The following is a 16,542-nucleotide window of genomic DNA, read 5'->3' on the forward strand; positions in this document are numbered from 1 at the left end:
GCGCCCCGCACCACCGCCCCCCTCGAACCACCGCACCTTTTCGAAGACTGACGAGAGTCCGCCATGTACGAGCTGTCCCGGGTCCGCCTCTACTCCATCGGGCCCGCCGGTGCGCGCTACGCCGACACCGTGCTTGACCTGCGGGGTGTCGGCGCCGTCGTGCCCGAACCCGCCCCCACACAGGCGGAGTTCTTCGAGGAGGAGCCGGTCGGCCCGCCGCGCCGCCCCGCGCCCGCCGGGGTGCTCTTCCTGGAGAACGGCGGCGGCAAGTCCGTCCTGCTGAAGCTCATCTTCTCGGTGATGCTGCCCGGGCACCGCAACACCCTCGGCGGCGCCAGCTCCGGCGTGCTGCGCAAGTTCCTGCTCGCCGACGACTGCGGACACGTGGCCCTGGAGTGGCAGCACGTGCAGACCGGCGAATGCGTCGTCGTCGGCAAGGCCAGCGAGTGGCGCGGCCGTCAGGTCTCCAACGACCCGCGGAAGTTCGCCGAGGCCTGGTACTCCTTCCGGCCCGGACCCGGGCTCTCCCTGGACAACCTGCCCGTCGCCGAGTCCACCGCCGTACGGCCGTCCGTCGAGGGGCAGTCGGGGGCGCAGGGCCGCCGCCGCACCATGAAGGGCTTCCGGGACGCCATCACCGAGGCCGGCAAGGCGTACCCGCACCTGGAGGTGCACTGGGAGGAGACCCACGAGCGCTGGACCGAGCACCTCGGCGAACTCGGCCTCGACCCCGAACTCTTCCGCTACCAGCGGGAGATGAACGCCGACGAGGGCGAGGCCGCCGGCCTGTTCGCGGTGAAGAAGGACTCCGACTTCACCGACCTGCTGCTGCGCGCCGTCACCGACACCCGCGACACCGACGGACTCGCCGACCTCGTCGGAGGGTTCGGCAACAAGCTCGGCCGGCGCGCCGAGCTGATCGCCGAACGGGACTTCACCGCCGGCTCCGTCGATCTGCTCGGCCGGATCGTCGAGGCCGCCGACGCCCGCTCCCGCGCGCGGGACGTGCACGCCGGAGCCGAGCGCCGCACCCGCGTCCTGGGCCGGCGGCTGTCCGCGCGGGCCGCGAGGGAGCGGGCACGGGCCACCGACCTCGCCCAGCGGGTCACGGCGGCCGCCTACGCCGTCACCCACTCCGAGGGCGCCCGCGAGCGCAGCGCCCTGATCGCCGCCGAACTCGCCTACCGGCACGCCTCGCTGGCGCTCGCCGCCGCCGAGAAGACCGCCGCCGCGCAGAAGCGCGAACTGGCCGACGCCCGCACCCTGCACGCCGCCTGGCAGGCCGCAGAGGCCGTGCTGCGCCACCGGGCCGCGGCCGACCGGGTCGCACGGGTGTCCGCGGCGATCCGGGAGGCCGAGCGGGACGCCGCCCCCGCGCTCGCCGCCCGCGCCAGGGCCGCCGTCGACCTCGTACGCGCCCTGCACGCCGCCGCCGCGAGCGCCGAGGACCTCGCCAACGAGCAGGAGGAGCGCTCCGCCGCCCTCCAGGAGGTCAGCGACACCGCCTACCGCGACTCCACCGGCGCCGCCACCGAGGCCCAGCGCGCCCGCAGCGAGGCCGGACACCTGCGCCAGCGCCTCGCCGAGGTCGAGCAGGAGACCGCGGAGGCCGTCCGCGCCGGCTGGCTCGACGACAGCGCCCCCGACGCCGATCCCGCCCGCGCCGCGCTCGCCGCCAGCGATGCGGAGAAGTCCGCCGTCGAAGCCTGGGACACCGCCCGCGAGGCCGCCCGGCGCGCGACGGAGCACGCGCGCGAGACGGCGTCCTCCGAGTCCCGCGCCGAGCTGACCGCCGCCCGCGCCGCCGACGCCGCCCTCGCGGCGGACCGGGCGTACGACGGCGAGCGCCGTACCGCTCAGGCGCTGGCACAGGAGGAACGGCTCGCGGAACTCCTCGGCCTGACCGACGCCCGCCCGGCGATCCCGCAGCCGCGGCAGTCGGGGGACGACAGAGGACAGGGCCCGCTCGGACCCGAGGAGCTCGACCGGTTCGCCGACGAGCTGCGCGGACTCCTCGACGACGCCGTCGCCAACGCCGAACGGCAGCTGTTCGAGCTGCGCACCGCCGCGGCCGACGACGCCCGGATCCTCGGCGCACTCGGCGACGGCGGGCTGCTGCCGCCTGGTCCCGACGTCCTCTCCACCGTCGAGTACCTCGGCGAGCACGGCGTCCCCGCCCTGCCCGGCTGGCGCTACCTCGCCCAGGCCGTCGACCCCGCCGACCACGCGCGTGTGCTCGCCGCCCGCCCCGAACTGGTCGACGGCGTCATCATCACCGACCCGGACTCGCACGTACGCGCCCGCGAGGTGCTCGGCGAGGCGGCCCTGCTGCCCCGTTCCGCGGTCGCCGTCGGCACGGCCGCCGCACTGCTCGCACCGCCCCCGGCGTCCGGCTCGGACGCCTCGGGCGGCTCCGACGTGTTCCTCGTGCCGCCGAACCCCGCCATGCACGACGAGCACGCCGCCGACGCGGAGCGTCAGGCCCTGCGAGCGCGGGCCACCGAGCGCGACGAGGAGATCCGCAGGCTGGCGGCCCGGCTCGGCAAGGACCGGGAGCTGGCGGCGCGGCTGGCGTCGTGGCGCACCGGCTGCCCGTCGGGCCGCCTCGTGGAGCTGGCCGAGGCCGCGCGCGCGGCGCGGGCGTTCGCCGAGGAGGCCGAGGCCGATCTGGCCGGGGCCCGCACCGAGCGGGCGGAGGCGGAGGAGACCGCCACCGAGGCAGCCCGGCTGCGCGACGAGCGGCAGGAGACCGCCCAGCGGGCCAGGCGGGCCGCCGACGCCCTGGCCGGGCTTGCGTTCCGGCTGCGCGAGCGGGCCGCCTGGCAGGCCAAGCTGCGCGAACTCGCGGACGATGCCGCCGAGTCGGAGGCGCGCGCCCAGGCCTGCCTGGAACGCGCCCGTGCCGCCGACGAGGACCGCCGTGCATCACAGCGGGGCGCCGACGACGCCCGCCGCACCGCGCGTGCGCTGCGCGGCGAGCGTTCCGAGATCGCCGGTGCTCCCGACGACGTGCCGGAGTCCGACGCCGACGCCCCGCAGGTGTCCCTGCCCGCCCTGCGTGAGGCCTACCGGGCCGCCTCCCACGTGTACGAGAAGGTGGGCGTCGGCGCCGACCTGCGCGCCGAGCAGGCCCGCGCGGAGAGCGACGAGAGCGCCGCCCGCGCCGAGCTGGACCGTTTGAGCAACAAGGTCCGCACGCGCGCGGAGCAGCTCCTCCAGTCCCCGGACGGCTCCGACGGGCCGTCCCGGCAGGCTGCCGCCGCGCGCGCGGAAGAGCTGGTGCAGCTTCTGGAGACCCGCATGTCGAACGCCAGTGAGCAACTCGGCCGGCTGCGCGGCGAGGCCGAGCGGCATGCCCCCGAGGACGGCGAGGCCCACACCGGGCTGCCCGACGAACTCGTGCCGCGCGACGCCGACCACGCGCAGGCCCTGCTGCGCACGGCAGGCACCGAACTCGCCTCGCGCACCGAAGCGCTGGAACGGGCCCGCGAGGCGCACGCCGAGCTGCTGGGGGCGCACCGCGCCGCCGAGGACGCGGCCGGCGGCTTCGACGAGAGCGCCGCCATGCTCCGCGACCTGCTGCGCGAGCACACGTCCGAGGAGGAGCCGGACGAGCCGGAGCCGTACCCCGGCACCCTGGAGGAGGCACGCCGGGCCGGCGCCGAGGCACGCCGCTCGCTGCGCGGCTGCGCCGCCGATCTCTCCGCCGCCGAGGCCGCGGTCCGCGAAGCCGCGGACGTGCTCGTCCGGCACGCCAACTCCACCCGCTACGAGCAGGTCCGCACCCCTGCGCGGCAGCAGATCCGCGAGCTGCCCGCCTCCGCGCTGCCCGAGCACGCGCAGAAGTGGGCGGACGCCTTCGCGCCGCGGCTGCGGGTCCTCACCGACGAACTGGCACAGCTGGAGCGCAACCGCGACTCGATCGTGGACCGCCTGCGCGGCCTCGTCGAGTCCGCCCTGGCCACCCTGCGCTCGGCCCAGCGCCTCTCCCGACTGCCCGAGGGTCTCGGCGAGTGGTCCGGGCAGGAGTTCCTGCGGATCCGTTTCGAGGAGCCCGACCAGGCCACGCTCACCGAGCGGCTCGGCGAGGTCGTCGACGAGGCGACCCGCGCCGCTGTGAAGAAGAACTCCGACCTGCGGCGCGACGGAATGTCCCTGCTGCTGCGGGGTGTCGCCGCCGCCCTCCAGCCCAAGGGCGTCGCCGTGGAGATCCTCAAGCCGGACGCCGTGCTGCGCGCGGAGCGTGTCCCGGTCGGGCAGATGGGCGACGTCTTCTCCGGCGGCCAGCTGCTCACCGCCGCCATCGCCCTGTACTGCACGATGGCCGCCCTCCGATCGAACGACCGGGGCAGGGACCGGCACCGCCACGCCGGCACGCTCTTCCTCGACAACCCGATCGGCCGCGCCAACGCCACATACCTGCTCGAACTCCAGCGGGCCGTGTCCGACGCCCTGGGCGTCCAACTGCTCTACACGACGGGCCTGTTCGACACCACCGCGCTCGCGGAGTTCCCGCTGGTCATCCGGCTGCGCAACGATGCCGACCTGCGTGCGGGACTGAAGTACATCAGTGTCGAGGAACACCTGCGGCCGGGACTGCCCCAGCCGACCCCGGCAGGAGAGGCCTCCCACAGCGAGATCACGGCCACGCGCATGTACAGGCGACCGGCGGCGGCGACGTCCTGAGGGGCGGGGGCGACCCGAGAGGCGGACCGTCCCACGGGACAGTCCGTCCCGAGCGGCGCACCGCCTCGCCCCGCCCCCTCACCGTCCGCCCCACCGGGCCCGTGACGGCCCTTCTGAGGGGGCGAGGCGGCCGGGAGCAGGGAGAGCCCTTCACGGGTGGGAGAGTTGCCCGGTCCCGCCGCCGCGACGTATCCGGCCCTGCCTCCGCTCGGCGGCCCGCTCCTGCCGGCGGGCCCTGCGGCGTTCGCGGCGAAGGGCCCGCGCCGTGCTGCTCGGGACCGACACCACACCGTTGCGCTGATTCCACACCTGGCGTGTCACCCACACGTCCAGCACACCCCAGGTGGCCACCACCGTGCCCGCGATGCTGCCCAGCGTCATCGGGAACGCCAGCCAGGACCCGGCCAGTGCGCACAGCAACGCCACCATCGCCACGATCAGTGTCACGGCGACGACGAGGACCGCACGGACTGCCGCCGTGCGGACCGGGTCGGGCATCCGGCGGCGCCGTGCGGGCTCCTCCACCCACAGCGGCCGGTACCGGCGCGGCTCCCGGGGCTGAGCGCATGTGGTTCGCCCCCCGGCGCCCTCCGTCCGCGTGTCGTGATCCGGCGCCTCGGCAGGCCGCCGCACCGTCGAGCGTGCCGCCGCGCCGTCCCCCGGCGTCTGGTGCCGCTCCACCGTCCCCATCAACGTGCCCCTCCCCACCGCCGGGCAGACCACTCGACAGGTGTCCGACTGACACCGTCTTCCCCTTGAGTGCCCGGCTTGCGCTGCTTCATGCCGACCGAGTGCGGGATGCGGCTCCTGTGGCCGATTCCGCCTCCGTTTCCTGTAGAGAAGGACGCACGGCACACCGTGAAGATTCCCTGACCGGGAAAGAAATCCGGCCAGTCGCCCCGTGAATGGGCCCGATCCGGACGCGCGCAGCCACGGGAGCCCCGGTAGGCAATCTCCCGCAATGCCCGGACAACTCCCCCTGTTGTGAGTCCAGTACGGAAGTGCAGCTTCCGGACGGGTCTTCGAGTTGGCTGTGTGGCGGTAGTAGGCTCGCGCCGTTTGATGACGCACATGCGTGCCCCCTGCCCGTTGGGGGTCGAGCTGGGGGAGGCCATGCGCTTTCGCGGGAAGTCGATCCGCCGGAAGATCGTGGCGCTGCTTCTCGTGCCGCTGGTGTCCCTGACCGTCGTCTGGGGTTTCGCCACGGTGCTCACGGGACGGGAGGCGAGCCGGCTGTTCGACGTGTCGTCCGCGGTCCAGAACATCGGATACCCCCTTGACGACGCCGTCCGGGTCCTGCAGCAGGAACGCCGCCAGACCCTGGTCCATCTCGCGGATCCGCGGGCCTCCGACACCTTCTCCGCCCTGCGCCGCAACCGCGCCGCCACCGATCAGGCCCTGGCCGTGATCCGCCGCAACGCAGCGGACCCCGACGTCCGCGACGACCTCGACCAGGACGACAACGAAGCCCTCACCGCCGTGCTGGACGCCTTCGACGGTGTCACCTCGCTGCGCCGCAGCGTCGAGGAGGGCACCGTCACCCGGGCCCAGGCGTTCGACCTCTACAACCGGCTCGTCGACCCCTGCTACACGCTGCTGGCCACGCTCGACGTGGTCGACGACGCCGAACTGGACAATCAGTACCGCGCCCTCGTCAGCACCTCCCGCGCCCGTGAACTGCTCTCCCGTGAGGACGCCCTCCTCGGCTCCGCCCTGGTGGTGGGCGAGATCTCCCGCGACGAGATGCGCGCCGTGCTGAACCTCGTGGCCCAGCGCGACGCCGTGTACGGCCTCAGCCTGCCGCAGCTGCCCGCCTCCGAGCGCGACCGCTACGAACGGTTCTGGAAGAACGCCACCACCGCCCCCCTGCGCACGGCCGAGCAGGCCGTCGCCGCCACCGCGCCCGGCGGCATGCCCCGCGGCGTGACCGCGAAGAACTGGGACACCGCGGCCGGAAACATCCTCGACGAACTCGGCACCCTCGACGACCAGGCCGGCGAGCGCTATCAGGACCGCGTCCGCCCCGTCGTCATGGACGTGATCCTCAAGGCCGTCGTCGCCGGCTTCCTCGGGCTGGCCGCCCTGCTGTTCTCCCTCCTGCTGTCCGTGCGCATCGGCCGCGGCCTCATCCGCGACCTGCGCCAGCTGCGCCTGGAGGCGCACGAGGCGTCCGGTGTCCGCCTGCCCAGCGTGATGCGCCGGCTCTCCGCGGGCGAGCAGGTCGACGTCGAGACCGAGGTGCCGCGCCTGGAGTACGACAGGAACGAGATCGGCGAGGTCGGCCAGGCACTCAACACCCTGCAACGCGCCGCCGTGGAGGCCGCTGTCAAACAGTCCGAACTGCGGGCCGGCGTCTCGGAGGTCTTCGTCAACCTCGCCCGCCGCAGCCAGGTCCTGCTGCACAAGCAGCTCACCCTCCTCGACACCATGGAACGCAGGACCGAGGACACCGGGGAACTCGCCGACCTGTTCCGGCTCGACCACCTGACCACCCGTATGCGCCGCCACGCCGAGGGCCTGGTCATCCTCTCCGGCGCCGCCCCCTCCCGGCAGTGGCGCAAACCCATCCAGCTCATGGACGTCGTCCGGGCCGCGGTCGCCGAGGTCGAGGACTACGAGCGCATCGAGGTCCGCCGGCTGCCGAGGGTCGCCGTCACCGGCCCCGCCGTCGCCGACCTGACCCACCTCGTGGCCGAGCTGCTGGAGAACGCCACCGTCTTCTCGCCGCCACACACGGCCGTGCAGGTCGTGGGCGAACGCGTCGCCAACGGCTTCACCCTGGAGATCCACGACCGCGGCCTGGGCATGGGGGCCGAGGCACTCCTGGACGCCAACCTGCGCCTCGCCGAGACGCCCGAGTTCGAACTGTCCGACACCGACCGGCTCGGGCTGTTCGTGGTCAGCAGGCTGGCCCAGCGCCAGAACGTGCGGGTGTCCCTGCAGCCCTCGCCCTACGGCGGCACCACCGCCGTCGTCTTCCTCCCCGACGCGCTGCTGACCGACGACGTCCCCGACACCAACGGCATCGGGTTCCGTCTCGACCGGCCCCAGGCCGCCAGGGAAGCGAAAGCGGGGGAGAGCCGCCGGACCGCGCTCTCCCGGGCGCCCGTGCGTCTTCCCGGCCTGTCCGCCTCGCTCCTGGACGGGCCGATCGAACTGGAGGGGCCCGTCGAGCTGAGCTCCCTTGACCCGTTCCCCGGCGCACTCGACGACACGGAGGGCGAGGGAGACGGTCTCTTCCGCCCGCGACGCTCCCTGGCCCGGCCGCAGGACGACGACACGGCCGCGGGCGACCGGCCCGACGACCCCGTTCCGCTCTCCCGCCGCCGAACCCCCAAGCTGGTCAGCTCCCACGGCCGCCCCGTCGGCGACCATCGTGGCCGCCGCGCCGAGCCGGAGGAGGAGCAGCCGGACCGGTCCGGAGCACGCCGATCCTCCTCCGAGGGCCCGCCGCCGCTGCCCGCCCGACGTCTCGGCCCCTCGATCCGGCCCCACCGCGGCACCGACTTCGGCGGCGGGCCGCCCGAGCCCGGCCCCACGGCGCCGGCGAGCCCCGGCCCGTCCGCCGACGCACCCGCGCTGCCGAGGAGGACGCGCCCCACCGCGGGCCCCTCCACCGGTCCGCCCGACGACGCGCGGGAACCCGGCCCGAACCCGGGCGGGACGGCGCCGGTCGAACCCTCCACCGCACCCCTCGCCGGCGGATCCGACCGATCCGGCGTGCCCGGGGCCTCCGACAGCCGGGACACGCCCGGCCGATCCACCGACACCGCCACGTCCGACCACGACGACACCGACCTGCCCTCCGGCCGGGCACCTCGGGAGACCGGTGCCGGAACGGGATCACTGCCCCGCCGCGTGCGACAGGCCAGCCTGGCGCCGCAGCTGAAGCAGGACCCCGCCCGGCGCACCGAGGCACGCGCCGAGCAGCCCGCCGAACGGGACGCCGACGCGGTACGCAGCCGTATGGCCTCGCTCCAGCGCGGCTGGCGGCGCGGTCGCGAGGAGAACCCCGAGGGCGACGCCCACGGCGGCACGGCACCAGAAGAAACGACCAAGGGGGATGCAACATGACCACACCCAGGGTGAACGGCCACACGACCACCGAGGGGGAGCTGAACTGGCTCCTCGACGAACTCGTCGGCCGCGTCGCGAACATCCGAAAGGCCCTCGTCCTGTCCGGCGACGGCCTGCCCACGGGGGTGTCCAAGGACCTGGCCCGGGAGGACAGCGAGCACCTCGCCGCCGTCGCCTCCGGGTTCCACAGCCTCGCCAAGGGCGTCGGCCGCCACTTCGACGCCGGAGGCGTCCGGCAGACCGTCGTCGAACTCGACGAGGCCTTCCTGTTCGTCACGGCCGCCGGTGACGGCAGCTGCCTCGCCGTCCTCGCCGACGCCGAGGCCGACATCGGTCAGGTCGCCTACGAGATGACCCTCCTGGTGAAGCGGGTCGGCGTACATCTGGGTGCCGCTCCGCGTACCGATTCGCTCGCGGGCGGGTAGTGGGAGGGCATGAGCGCAGAAGGTCAGGGACCAAGCCACTGGTTCGACGAAGAGGCCGGGCCGGTCGTCCGTCCGTACGCCATGACGCGCGGACGCACCAGCCACGCGGCGCAACACCGCCTCGACCTGATCGCGGTGGTGGTCGCCGAACCGCACACGGACGATCCGGAAGCCGATTCCGGTCTGTCCCCGGAACACGTCGACATCGTGGGCCTGTGCCGGCAGACCCCGCAGTCGGTGGCCGAGCTCGCCGCCGAGCTCGATCTGCCGGTCGGTGTGGTGCGGGTCCTCGTCGGCGACCTCGTGGACGGCGGCTTCGTCCATGTGAACCGGCCGGTGCCGCCTGCCGAACTGCCCGACGAAAGCGTTCTGCGCGACGTGATCAACGGCCTGCGGGCGCTGTGAGCAGCGCGGAAGCGAGGTGAGGTGATGACAGGCTGGCAGTTCTGGGTCGATCGGGGCGGCACGTTCACCGACATCGTGGCGCGGCGCCCGGACGGACGCCTGCTGACATGCAAGCTGCTGTCGGACAACCCCGCGCGGTACGCCGACGCGGCGGTCGCCGGCGTGCGTGCCCTGCGGGCGGACTCCCCGGACCCGGTGGAGTCCGTGCGCATGGGGACGACCGTCGCCACCAACGCCCTCCTGGAGCGGACGGGCGAGCGCACCCTGCTCGTCGTCACCCGCGGCTTTCGGGACGCCCTGCGCATCGCCTACCAGAACAGACCCCGTATCTTCGACCGCCGCATCCGGCTGCCGGAACTGCTGTACGAACGGGTTGTCGAGGTCGACGAGCGCATCACCGCCGACGGCACCGTCCTGCGCGCCCCCGACCAGGACGCCCTCGCCGGCCCCCTGCAGCAGGCGTACGACGACGGGATCCGCGCCGTCGCGGTGGTCTGCATGCACAGCCACCTCCACCCTGCCCACGAGCAGGCCGTGGGGCGCCTCGCCGCCGGTATCGGCTTTCCCCAGATCTCGCTGTCGAGCGAGGTCAGCCCGCTGATGAAGCTGGTCCCGCGCGGGGACACCGCCGTGGTCGACGCCTACCTGTCGCCGGTGCTGCGCCGTTACGTGCGGCAGGTCGCCGACGCGCTGCAGGGCGTCCGGCTGATGTTCATGCAGTCCAACGGCGGTCTGGCCGAGGCCGGGCAGTTCCGCGGCAAGGACGCCATCCTGTCCGGGCCGGCGGGCGGCATCGTCGGGATGGCCCGCATGTCCCAGCTGGCCGGCCACGACCGCGTCATCGGCTTCGACATGGGCGGCACCTCCACCGACGTCTCCCACTTCGCCGGCGCCTACGAACGGGTCTTCACCACCCGGATCGCGGGTGTGCGGCTGCGGGCGCCCATGCTGGACATCCACACCGTCGCCGCGGGCGGCGGCTCGGTCCTCCACTTCGACGGTTCCCGCTACCGCGTCGGGCCCGACTCGGCGGGCGCCGACCCGGGCCCCGCCTGCTACCGCGCCGGTGGACCGCTCGCGGTCACCGACGCCAATGTGATGCTCGGCCGCATCCAGCCCGCCCACTTCCCCGAGGTGTTCGGGCCCGACGGCGCCCAGCCGCTGGACGACGCCGTCGTGCGCGAGCGCTTCACGGCCCTGGCCCACGAGATCCGCGCCCGCACCGGCGACGACCGCACACCCGAGCAGGTCGCCGAGGGCTACCTGCAGATCGCCGTCGCCAACATCGCCAACGCCGTCAAGCGGATCTCCGTGCAGAAGGGCCACGACGTCACCCGCTACGCACTCACCACCTTCGGCGGCGCCGGCGGTCAGCACGCCTGCATGGTCGCGGACTCCCTCGGCATCCGCACCGTGCTGGTGCCTCCCATGGCCGGCGTCCTCTCCGCGCTCGGCATCGGGCTCGCCGACACCACCGCGATGAGGGAGCAGTCCGTCGAGGCACCGCTGGAGGCCGCGGCCATGCCCGGCGTCCTCGCGACGGCGGACGACCTGGAAGCGGCGGCCCGTGCCGAGCTCCTGGCCGAGGACGTGCCCGCAGACCGCATCCGCGTCGCCCGGCGCGCGCAACTGCGCTACGACGGCACCGACACGACCCTCACCGTCGAGCTCACCGACCCCGCCGCCATGCGGAAAGCGTTCACCGCACGTCATCGGGCCACGTACTCCTTCACCCTCGACCGCCCGGTCGTCGTCGAAGCCCTCTCCGTCGAAGCCACCGGCCTCACCGACCCCCCCGATCTCTCCGCCCTCGCCCCGTACCAGGGCGGCACCGCCGCACCCGAGACCGTCCGTCTCCACGCCGGCGGTGCCTGGCGCGACGTGCCCCTGCACCGCCGGGAGCACCTGCCTCCCGGCCACGTCGTCACCGGCCCCGCGATCATCACCGAGTCCAGCGCCACCACCGTCGTCGACGACGGCTGGCAGGCGGCGGCGAGCGACGGCGGCCATCTGGTGATGGAACGCGTGACGGTCACACAGAGTTCCGATCTCGACACGGAGGCCGATCCCGTCCTGCTGGAGGTCTTCAACAACCTCTTCATGTCCATCGCCGAGCAGATGGGCGCCCGGCTGGAGTCCACGGCCCAGTCGGTCAACATCAAGGAGCGGCTGGACTTCTCCTGCGCCCTGTTCGATCCGGACGGGAACCTGGTGGCCAACGCCCCGCACATCCCCGTGCACCTGGGGTCGATGGGCACCAGCGTCAAGGAGGTCGTACGGCGCCGCGGCGGGGCCATGCGCCCCGGCGACACCTACGCGGTCAACGACCCGTACCACGGCGGCACCCACCTGCCGGACGTCACCGTCATCACGCCCGTCTTCGACACGAAGGGTGACCGGATCCTCTTCCACGTCGCGTCCCGCGGCCATCACGCCGAGATCGGCGGCATCGCCCCCGGCTCCATGCCCGCGGGCAGCCGAACCATCGAGGAGGAGGGCGTCCTCTTCGACAACTGGCTGCTCGCCGACGACGGCCGGTTCCGCGAGCAGGAGACCCTCCGCCTGCTCACCGATGCGCCCTACCCGTCCCGCAACCCGACGACGAACCTCGCCGACCTGCGTGCCCAGATCGCCGCCAACCAGAAGGGCGTCGAGGAGGTCGGCCGCATGATCGGCGAGTTCGGCCTCGACGTGGTGCAGGCGTACATGCGCCACGTCCAGGACAACGCCGAGGAGGCCGTCCGCCGTGTGATCGACGCCCTCGACGACGGTGAGTACGCCTACGAGACCGACGCGGGCGCGATCATCCGGGTCCGGGTCCGCGTGCACCGCCGGGAGCGCTCCGCGACCATCGACTTCACCGGGACGTCGCCGCAGCAGGACACCAACTTCAACGCGCCGGTCTCCGTGGTCGTCGCGGCGGTCCTGTACGTCTTCCGCACCCTGGTCGCCGACGACATCCCCCTCAACGACGGCTGCCTGCGCCCCCTGCGGATCATCGTGCCGCCCGGGTGCATGCTGGCGCCGCAGCCGCCCGCCGCCGTCGTCGCCGGCAACGTGGAGACCTCCCAGGCGATCACCGGCGCGCTCTACGCGGCCCTGGGCGTCCAGGCGGAGGGCTCCGGAACGATGAACAACGTCACTTTCGGCAACAAGCGCCACCAGTACTACGAGACCGTCGCCTCCGGCTCCGGCGCCGGTGACGGTTTCCCCGGCGCGAGCGTGGTGCAGACCCACATGACCAACTCGCGGCTCACCGATCCCGAGGTTCTGGAATGGCGGCTGCCCGTCCTCCTGGAGGAGTTCTCGGTACGCCGCGGCAGCGGCGGCGACGGGCGGTGGCGCGGCGGCGACGGAGCGGTGCGCCGCATCCGTTTCCGGGAGCCCATGACCGTCTCCACGCTCTCCCAGCACCGCCGCGTGCGACCGTACGGCATGGCGGGCGGCGAGCCCGGCGCTCTGGGCGCCAACAGCGTGGAGCACACCGACGGCACGGTGACCCGGCTCGGCGGCAGCGACGCCGCCGACGTCGCGCCCGGCGACGTGCTCGTCATCGAGACCCCCGGCGGCGGAGGCTTCGGCCCGCCGCCGGCCGACCCCCCATCGAGCAGGAGAAGAAAGCGATGATCCTCGGGCGTTCCGCGCGTGGCAAGCCCCCGGTCGAACCCGTCACACTCAAGATCCTCGTGGCGGGCGGCTTCGGCGTGGGCAAGACCACTCTGGTCGGAGCGGTCAGCGAGATCCGGCCCCTGCGCACCGAGGAAACACTCACCGAGGCCGGGCGCACCGTCGACGACACGCAGGGCGCGGAGGCCAAGCACACCACCACCGTGGCGATGGACTTCGGCCGCATCACCCTGCGCGACGACCTCGTGCTGTACCTCTTCGGCACGCCCGGCCAGGAGCGGTTCTGGTTCATGTGGGACGAACTGTCCGAGGGCGCCCTGGGCGCCGTCGTCCTCGCCGACACCCGCCGCCTGGAGGACTGCTTCGCCGCCGTCGACTACTTCGAACGCCGCGGCATCCCCTTCGTCGTCGGCGTCAACTGCTTCGAGGGTGCCCCGCGTCACCCGGCGCAGGACGTGCGCAGGGCACTCGACCTCGACGACGACGTGCCGCTCCTCCTGTGCGACGCACGTGAGCGCGCGTCGGTCCGGGACGTCCTCGTCGGCGTCGTCGAACACGCGATGACCTGTGCCGCGGACCGGCGCGAGGTCGTCACCGGGTGACGGGCCGCGGGCCTTCGGGGGCACCGCCCCGGAAGGGCACCGGGGCCCCCTCCGGGACCGCGCCCGCGGCCCGTGTCCCCCGCCGGGCGGGGTGCGGCCTGGCCCGAGGGCACTCCGACCCTGCGCGCGTGCCGGGGCACCGCCCGGCGCCGCCCGCACGGACGGGGCCCGCCCCACCCGCTCCACACGCGTGTGCCTACGCCTTTTCCTCCTCCACCCAGCCGAAGCTCCTCTCCACGGCCTTGCGCCAGTTGCGGTACTCGCGGTCGCGCACCGCGGCCGACATGGACGGCGTCCACTCGGCGTCCTTCTGCCAGTGCGCCTTGAGCTCGTCGAGGTCGTTCCACACCCCGGTGGCCAGCCCGGCGGCGTAGGCGGCACCCAGGCAGGTGGTCTCGGAGACCCTGGGCCGGACCACCGGCACGCCGAGCACGTCCGCCTGGTGCTGCATGAGCAGACCGTTCCTCGTCATGCCGCCGTCGACCTTCAGGGACGTGATCCGCACGCCGGAGTCCTGGTACATGGCGTCAACGACCTCACGCGTCTGCCAGCTCGTCGCCTCCAGCACCGCCCGCGCGAGGTGGGCCCTCGTCACGAAGCGGGTCAGCCCGGTGACGACTCCGCGCGCGTCGGAGCGCCAGTACGGCGCGAACAGCCCCGAGAACGCGGGCACGACGTAGGCACCGCCGTTGTCCTGCACGCTCCCCGCCAGCGTCTCGATCTCATCGGCCGTCCGGATGATGCCGAGCTGGTCGCGGAACCACTGCACCAGGGCCCCCGTCACCGCGATCGAGCCCTCCAGGCAGTACACCGGCGCCTCACCGCCGATCTCGTACCCCATCGTCGTCAGCAGTCCGCTCTTCGACTGCACCGGCCGGCTACCCGTGTTGAGCAGCAGGAAGCTGCCGGTGCCGTACGTGTTCTTCGCCGTCCCGACGTCGAAGCACGCCTGACCGAACACGGCGGCCTGCTGGTCGCCCAGCGCGGAAGCCACCGGCACCCCCGCCAACTGCCCGACCGCGGTGCCGTACACCTCGGACGACGACCGGATCTCCGGCAGTACGGACTCGGGCACGTTCATCGCCGCGAGAAGGGAGGAGTCCCACTGGAGCGTCTCCAGGTTCATCAGCATGGTCCGGCAGGCGTTGGTCACGTCGGTGACGTGCCGCCCGCCGTCGGGGCCGCCCGTGAGGTTCCAGATCAGCCAGGAGTCGACGGTGCCGAAGGCGATCTCACCGCGCGCGGCGCGGGCCCGCAGCCCCGGCACGTTGTCGAGCAGCCAGGCCACCTTGGGTCCGGAGAAGTACGTGGCCAGCGGCAGGCCGGTCTGCTCACGGAACCGGTCCTGCCCGTCCGTGCCGCCCAGCCGGTTGCACAGGGCGGCCGTCCGGGTGTCCTGCCAGACGATCGCGTTGTGCACCGGCTTGCCGGTGGCGCGGTCCCACAGGACCGTCGTCTCGCGCTGGTTGGTGATGCCGAGTGCGCTCAACCGGTCGGCCCGCAGCCCGGCCCTGGCCAGGGCGCCGGCGACCACCGCCCGCACCTTGGCCCAGATCTCCGTGGCGTCGTGCTCGACCCAGCCGGGCTTGGGGAAGATCTGCCGGTGCTCGCGCCGGTCGACGGCGACGATCGCGCCGTCGTGGCCGAAGATGATGCAGCGGCTGGAGGTGGTGCCCTGGTCGATCGCGGCGACGTACTTCTCGGAGTGGTCCGTCATGGCTGCCCCTTGGGCTCGTTTCAGAAGGCTGCGTTGCGGAGGAGGCCCGCGAGCGCCCCTCCGACCGCGCTCCCACCTCCGGGACCCAGGTGTGATCCCGGACGGGGGAGCGCTTGTTCTCGATCGGCGGGAAGGCGTGCGCGAGGCGCGGGCCGAGGTCGCGCACCGGGTTGAGGGCGCAGCCGGTCGGCCCGTCCGGCGAGAGGCCGATGCCGACGACGGGCGGGGAGACGATCAGCGCGAGCGTCGCGGACCCGCCGAGGCCCTCGGCCATGCCGAAGGCCACGACGCCGGGACCACGGCCGAGGGCGATCACCGCCCGTCCGGATGCCCCGGCCCTGGAACGCCCGAGGGCGACGGCTGCGCAGGCACCCGTGCCGGAGACGACCAGGATCGCTGTGCCGACGATCTCGCCCGCGAAGACGTCTCCCTTGCGCATGGCGGCTCCTGGGCCCGGCCCGGGGCGTTCGCCCCGGTGCTGTTGCAGGGTGCGTTTCCACGACTCCCGCGGTGTGGCGCACCGGGGGGCGGCAGGGCCGGCGCCGTGCCCGGCATCCGCGTGAAGGTGCGTGACAGCCGAACCGCCCGGGGAACAGAGGGCCGTGGCGCAGGCGGCCCGTGGGGCGCAGTGCGTGGATACACCGAGCGGGTGCGGCGATGTCGGCCGACACCGGGAAGTGTTCACCGGCACCCCCGGGCCGTCAAGGACGCCGACCGCCGCGACCCGCACCACCCACCGGTGAACCGCCGCTCCACCGGGCGGAGTTGGTCACCCACCCCGCCGGGCGGATCCGGACCCCGCCCCAGGCGGCCGATCGCACCGAACCCCGGCCCGCTCTCCGGTGCCGCGCGAAGTGCCTGACGCGGCACCAGGGGCGGGCGCCGGCGGGACACCCGCCGGTGCCGCGCGCAGGGCACCCCGGCGCCCCTTCCGCACCCGCCCCGGCCCGCACGGACGTCCCGCACCGGCACCGCGCGGCCCGGTCGTGTCCGCGCCGGGCCT

7 protein-coding genes and 2 pseudogenes are annotated in these 16,542 nt (G+C 73.8%); 6 read left to right on the forward strand and 3 right to left on the reverse strand.

What is annotated here, in order from left to right:
• Positions 1-63: 63 nt before the first annotated feature.
• Complete coding sequence (locus I3F54_RS16595; protein WP_240119558.1) at positions 64-4,686, forward strand: hypothetical protein; 4,623 nt, start codon at positions 64-66, stop codon at positions 4,684-4,686.
• Positions 4,687-4,836: 150 nt separating this feature from the next.
• Here the strand turns inward: I3F54_RS16595 and I3F54_RS16600 are convergent, their stop codons facing one another.
• Positions 4,837-5,376, reverse strand: coding sequence for a hypothetical protein (locus I3F54_RS16600; protein ID WP_240119559.1), 540 nt, complete (start codon positions 5,374-5,376; stop codon positions 4,837-4,839).
• A gap of 423 nt (positions 5,377-5,799) precedes the next feature.
• Here I3F54_RS16600 and I3F54_RS16605 point away from each other — a divergent pair, with 423 nt between their 5' ends.
• The 5 genes and pseudogenes from I3F54_RS16605 to I3F54_RS16625 all read left to right on the forward strand — a co-directional run bounded on the left by I3F54_RS16605 (position 5,800) and on the right by I3F54_RS16625 (position 13,822).
• Positions 5,800-8,760, forward strand: a complete 2,961-nt coding sequence (locus tag I3F54_RS16605; protein ID WP_240119560.1) for a nitrate- and nitrite sensing domain-containing protein — start codon at positions 5,800-5,802, stop codon at positions 8,758-8,760.
• On the forward strand, positions 8,757-9,188 hold the full coding sequence (locus I3F54_RS16610) for a roadblock/LC7 domain-containing protein (protein WP_240119561.1): 432 nt from the start codon (positions 8,757-8,759) through the stop codon (positions 9,186-9,188). Before I3F54_RS16605 ends, I3F54_RS16610 begins: the two co-directional genes overlap by 4 nt.
• Positions 9,189-9,197: 9 nt before the next feature.
• Positions 9,198-9,593 (forward strand): DUF742 domain-containing protein, encoded by a 396-nt coding sequence (locus I3F54_RS16615; protein ID WP_240119562.1) that lies wholly within the window; start codon positions 9,198-9,200, stop codon positions 9,591-9,593.
• Between the two features lie 24 nt (positions 9,594-9,617).
• Positions 9,618-13,233, forward strand: a pseudogene (locus I3F54_RS16620) (hydantoinase B/oxoprolinase family protein); the annotation flags it as partial.
• On the forward strand, positions 13,217-13,822 hold the full coding sequence (locus tag I3F54_RS16625; RefSeq protein WP_240119569.1) for an ATP/GTP-binding protein: 606 nt from the start codon (positions 13,217-13,219) through the stop codon (positions 13,820-13,822). The pseudogene I3F54_RS16620 and the gene I3F54_RS16625, both read left to right, overlap by 17 nt.
• 196 nt (positions 13,823-14,018) lie before the next feature.
• On the opposite strand, the gene glpK is transcribed toward I3F54_RS16625, so the two are convergent.
• Together glpK and I3F54_RS16635 are read right to left on the reverse strand one after the other, a co-directional pair.
• Positions 14,019-15,539 (reverse strand): glycerol kinase GlpK, encoded by a 1,521-nt coding sequence (gene glpK, locus I3F54_RS16630; RefSeq protein WP_240119563.1) that lies wholly within the window; start codon positions 15,537-15,539, stop codon positions 14,019-14,021.
• A 20-nt stretch (positions 15,540-15,559) separates the two neighbouring features.
• Positions 15,560-15,978, reverse strand: a pseudogene (locus I3F54_RS16635) (aquaporin).
• Between the last annotated feature and the right edge of the window lie 564 nt (positions 15,979-16,542).

Origin of the sequence: Streptomyces sp. MUM 2J, from assembly GCF_022414535.1 — a bacterium.
In the GTDB taxonomy this organism is placed as follows: domain Bacteria; phylum Actinomycetota; class Actinomycetes; order Streptomycetales; family Streptomycetaceae; genus Streptomyces.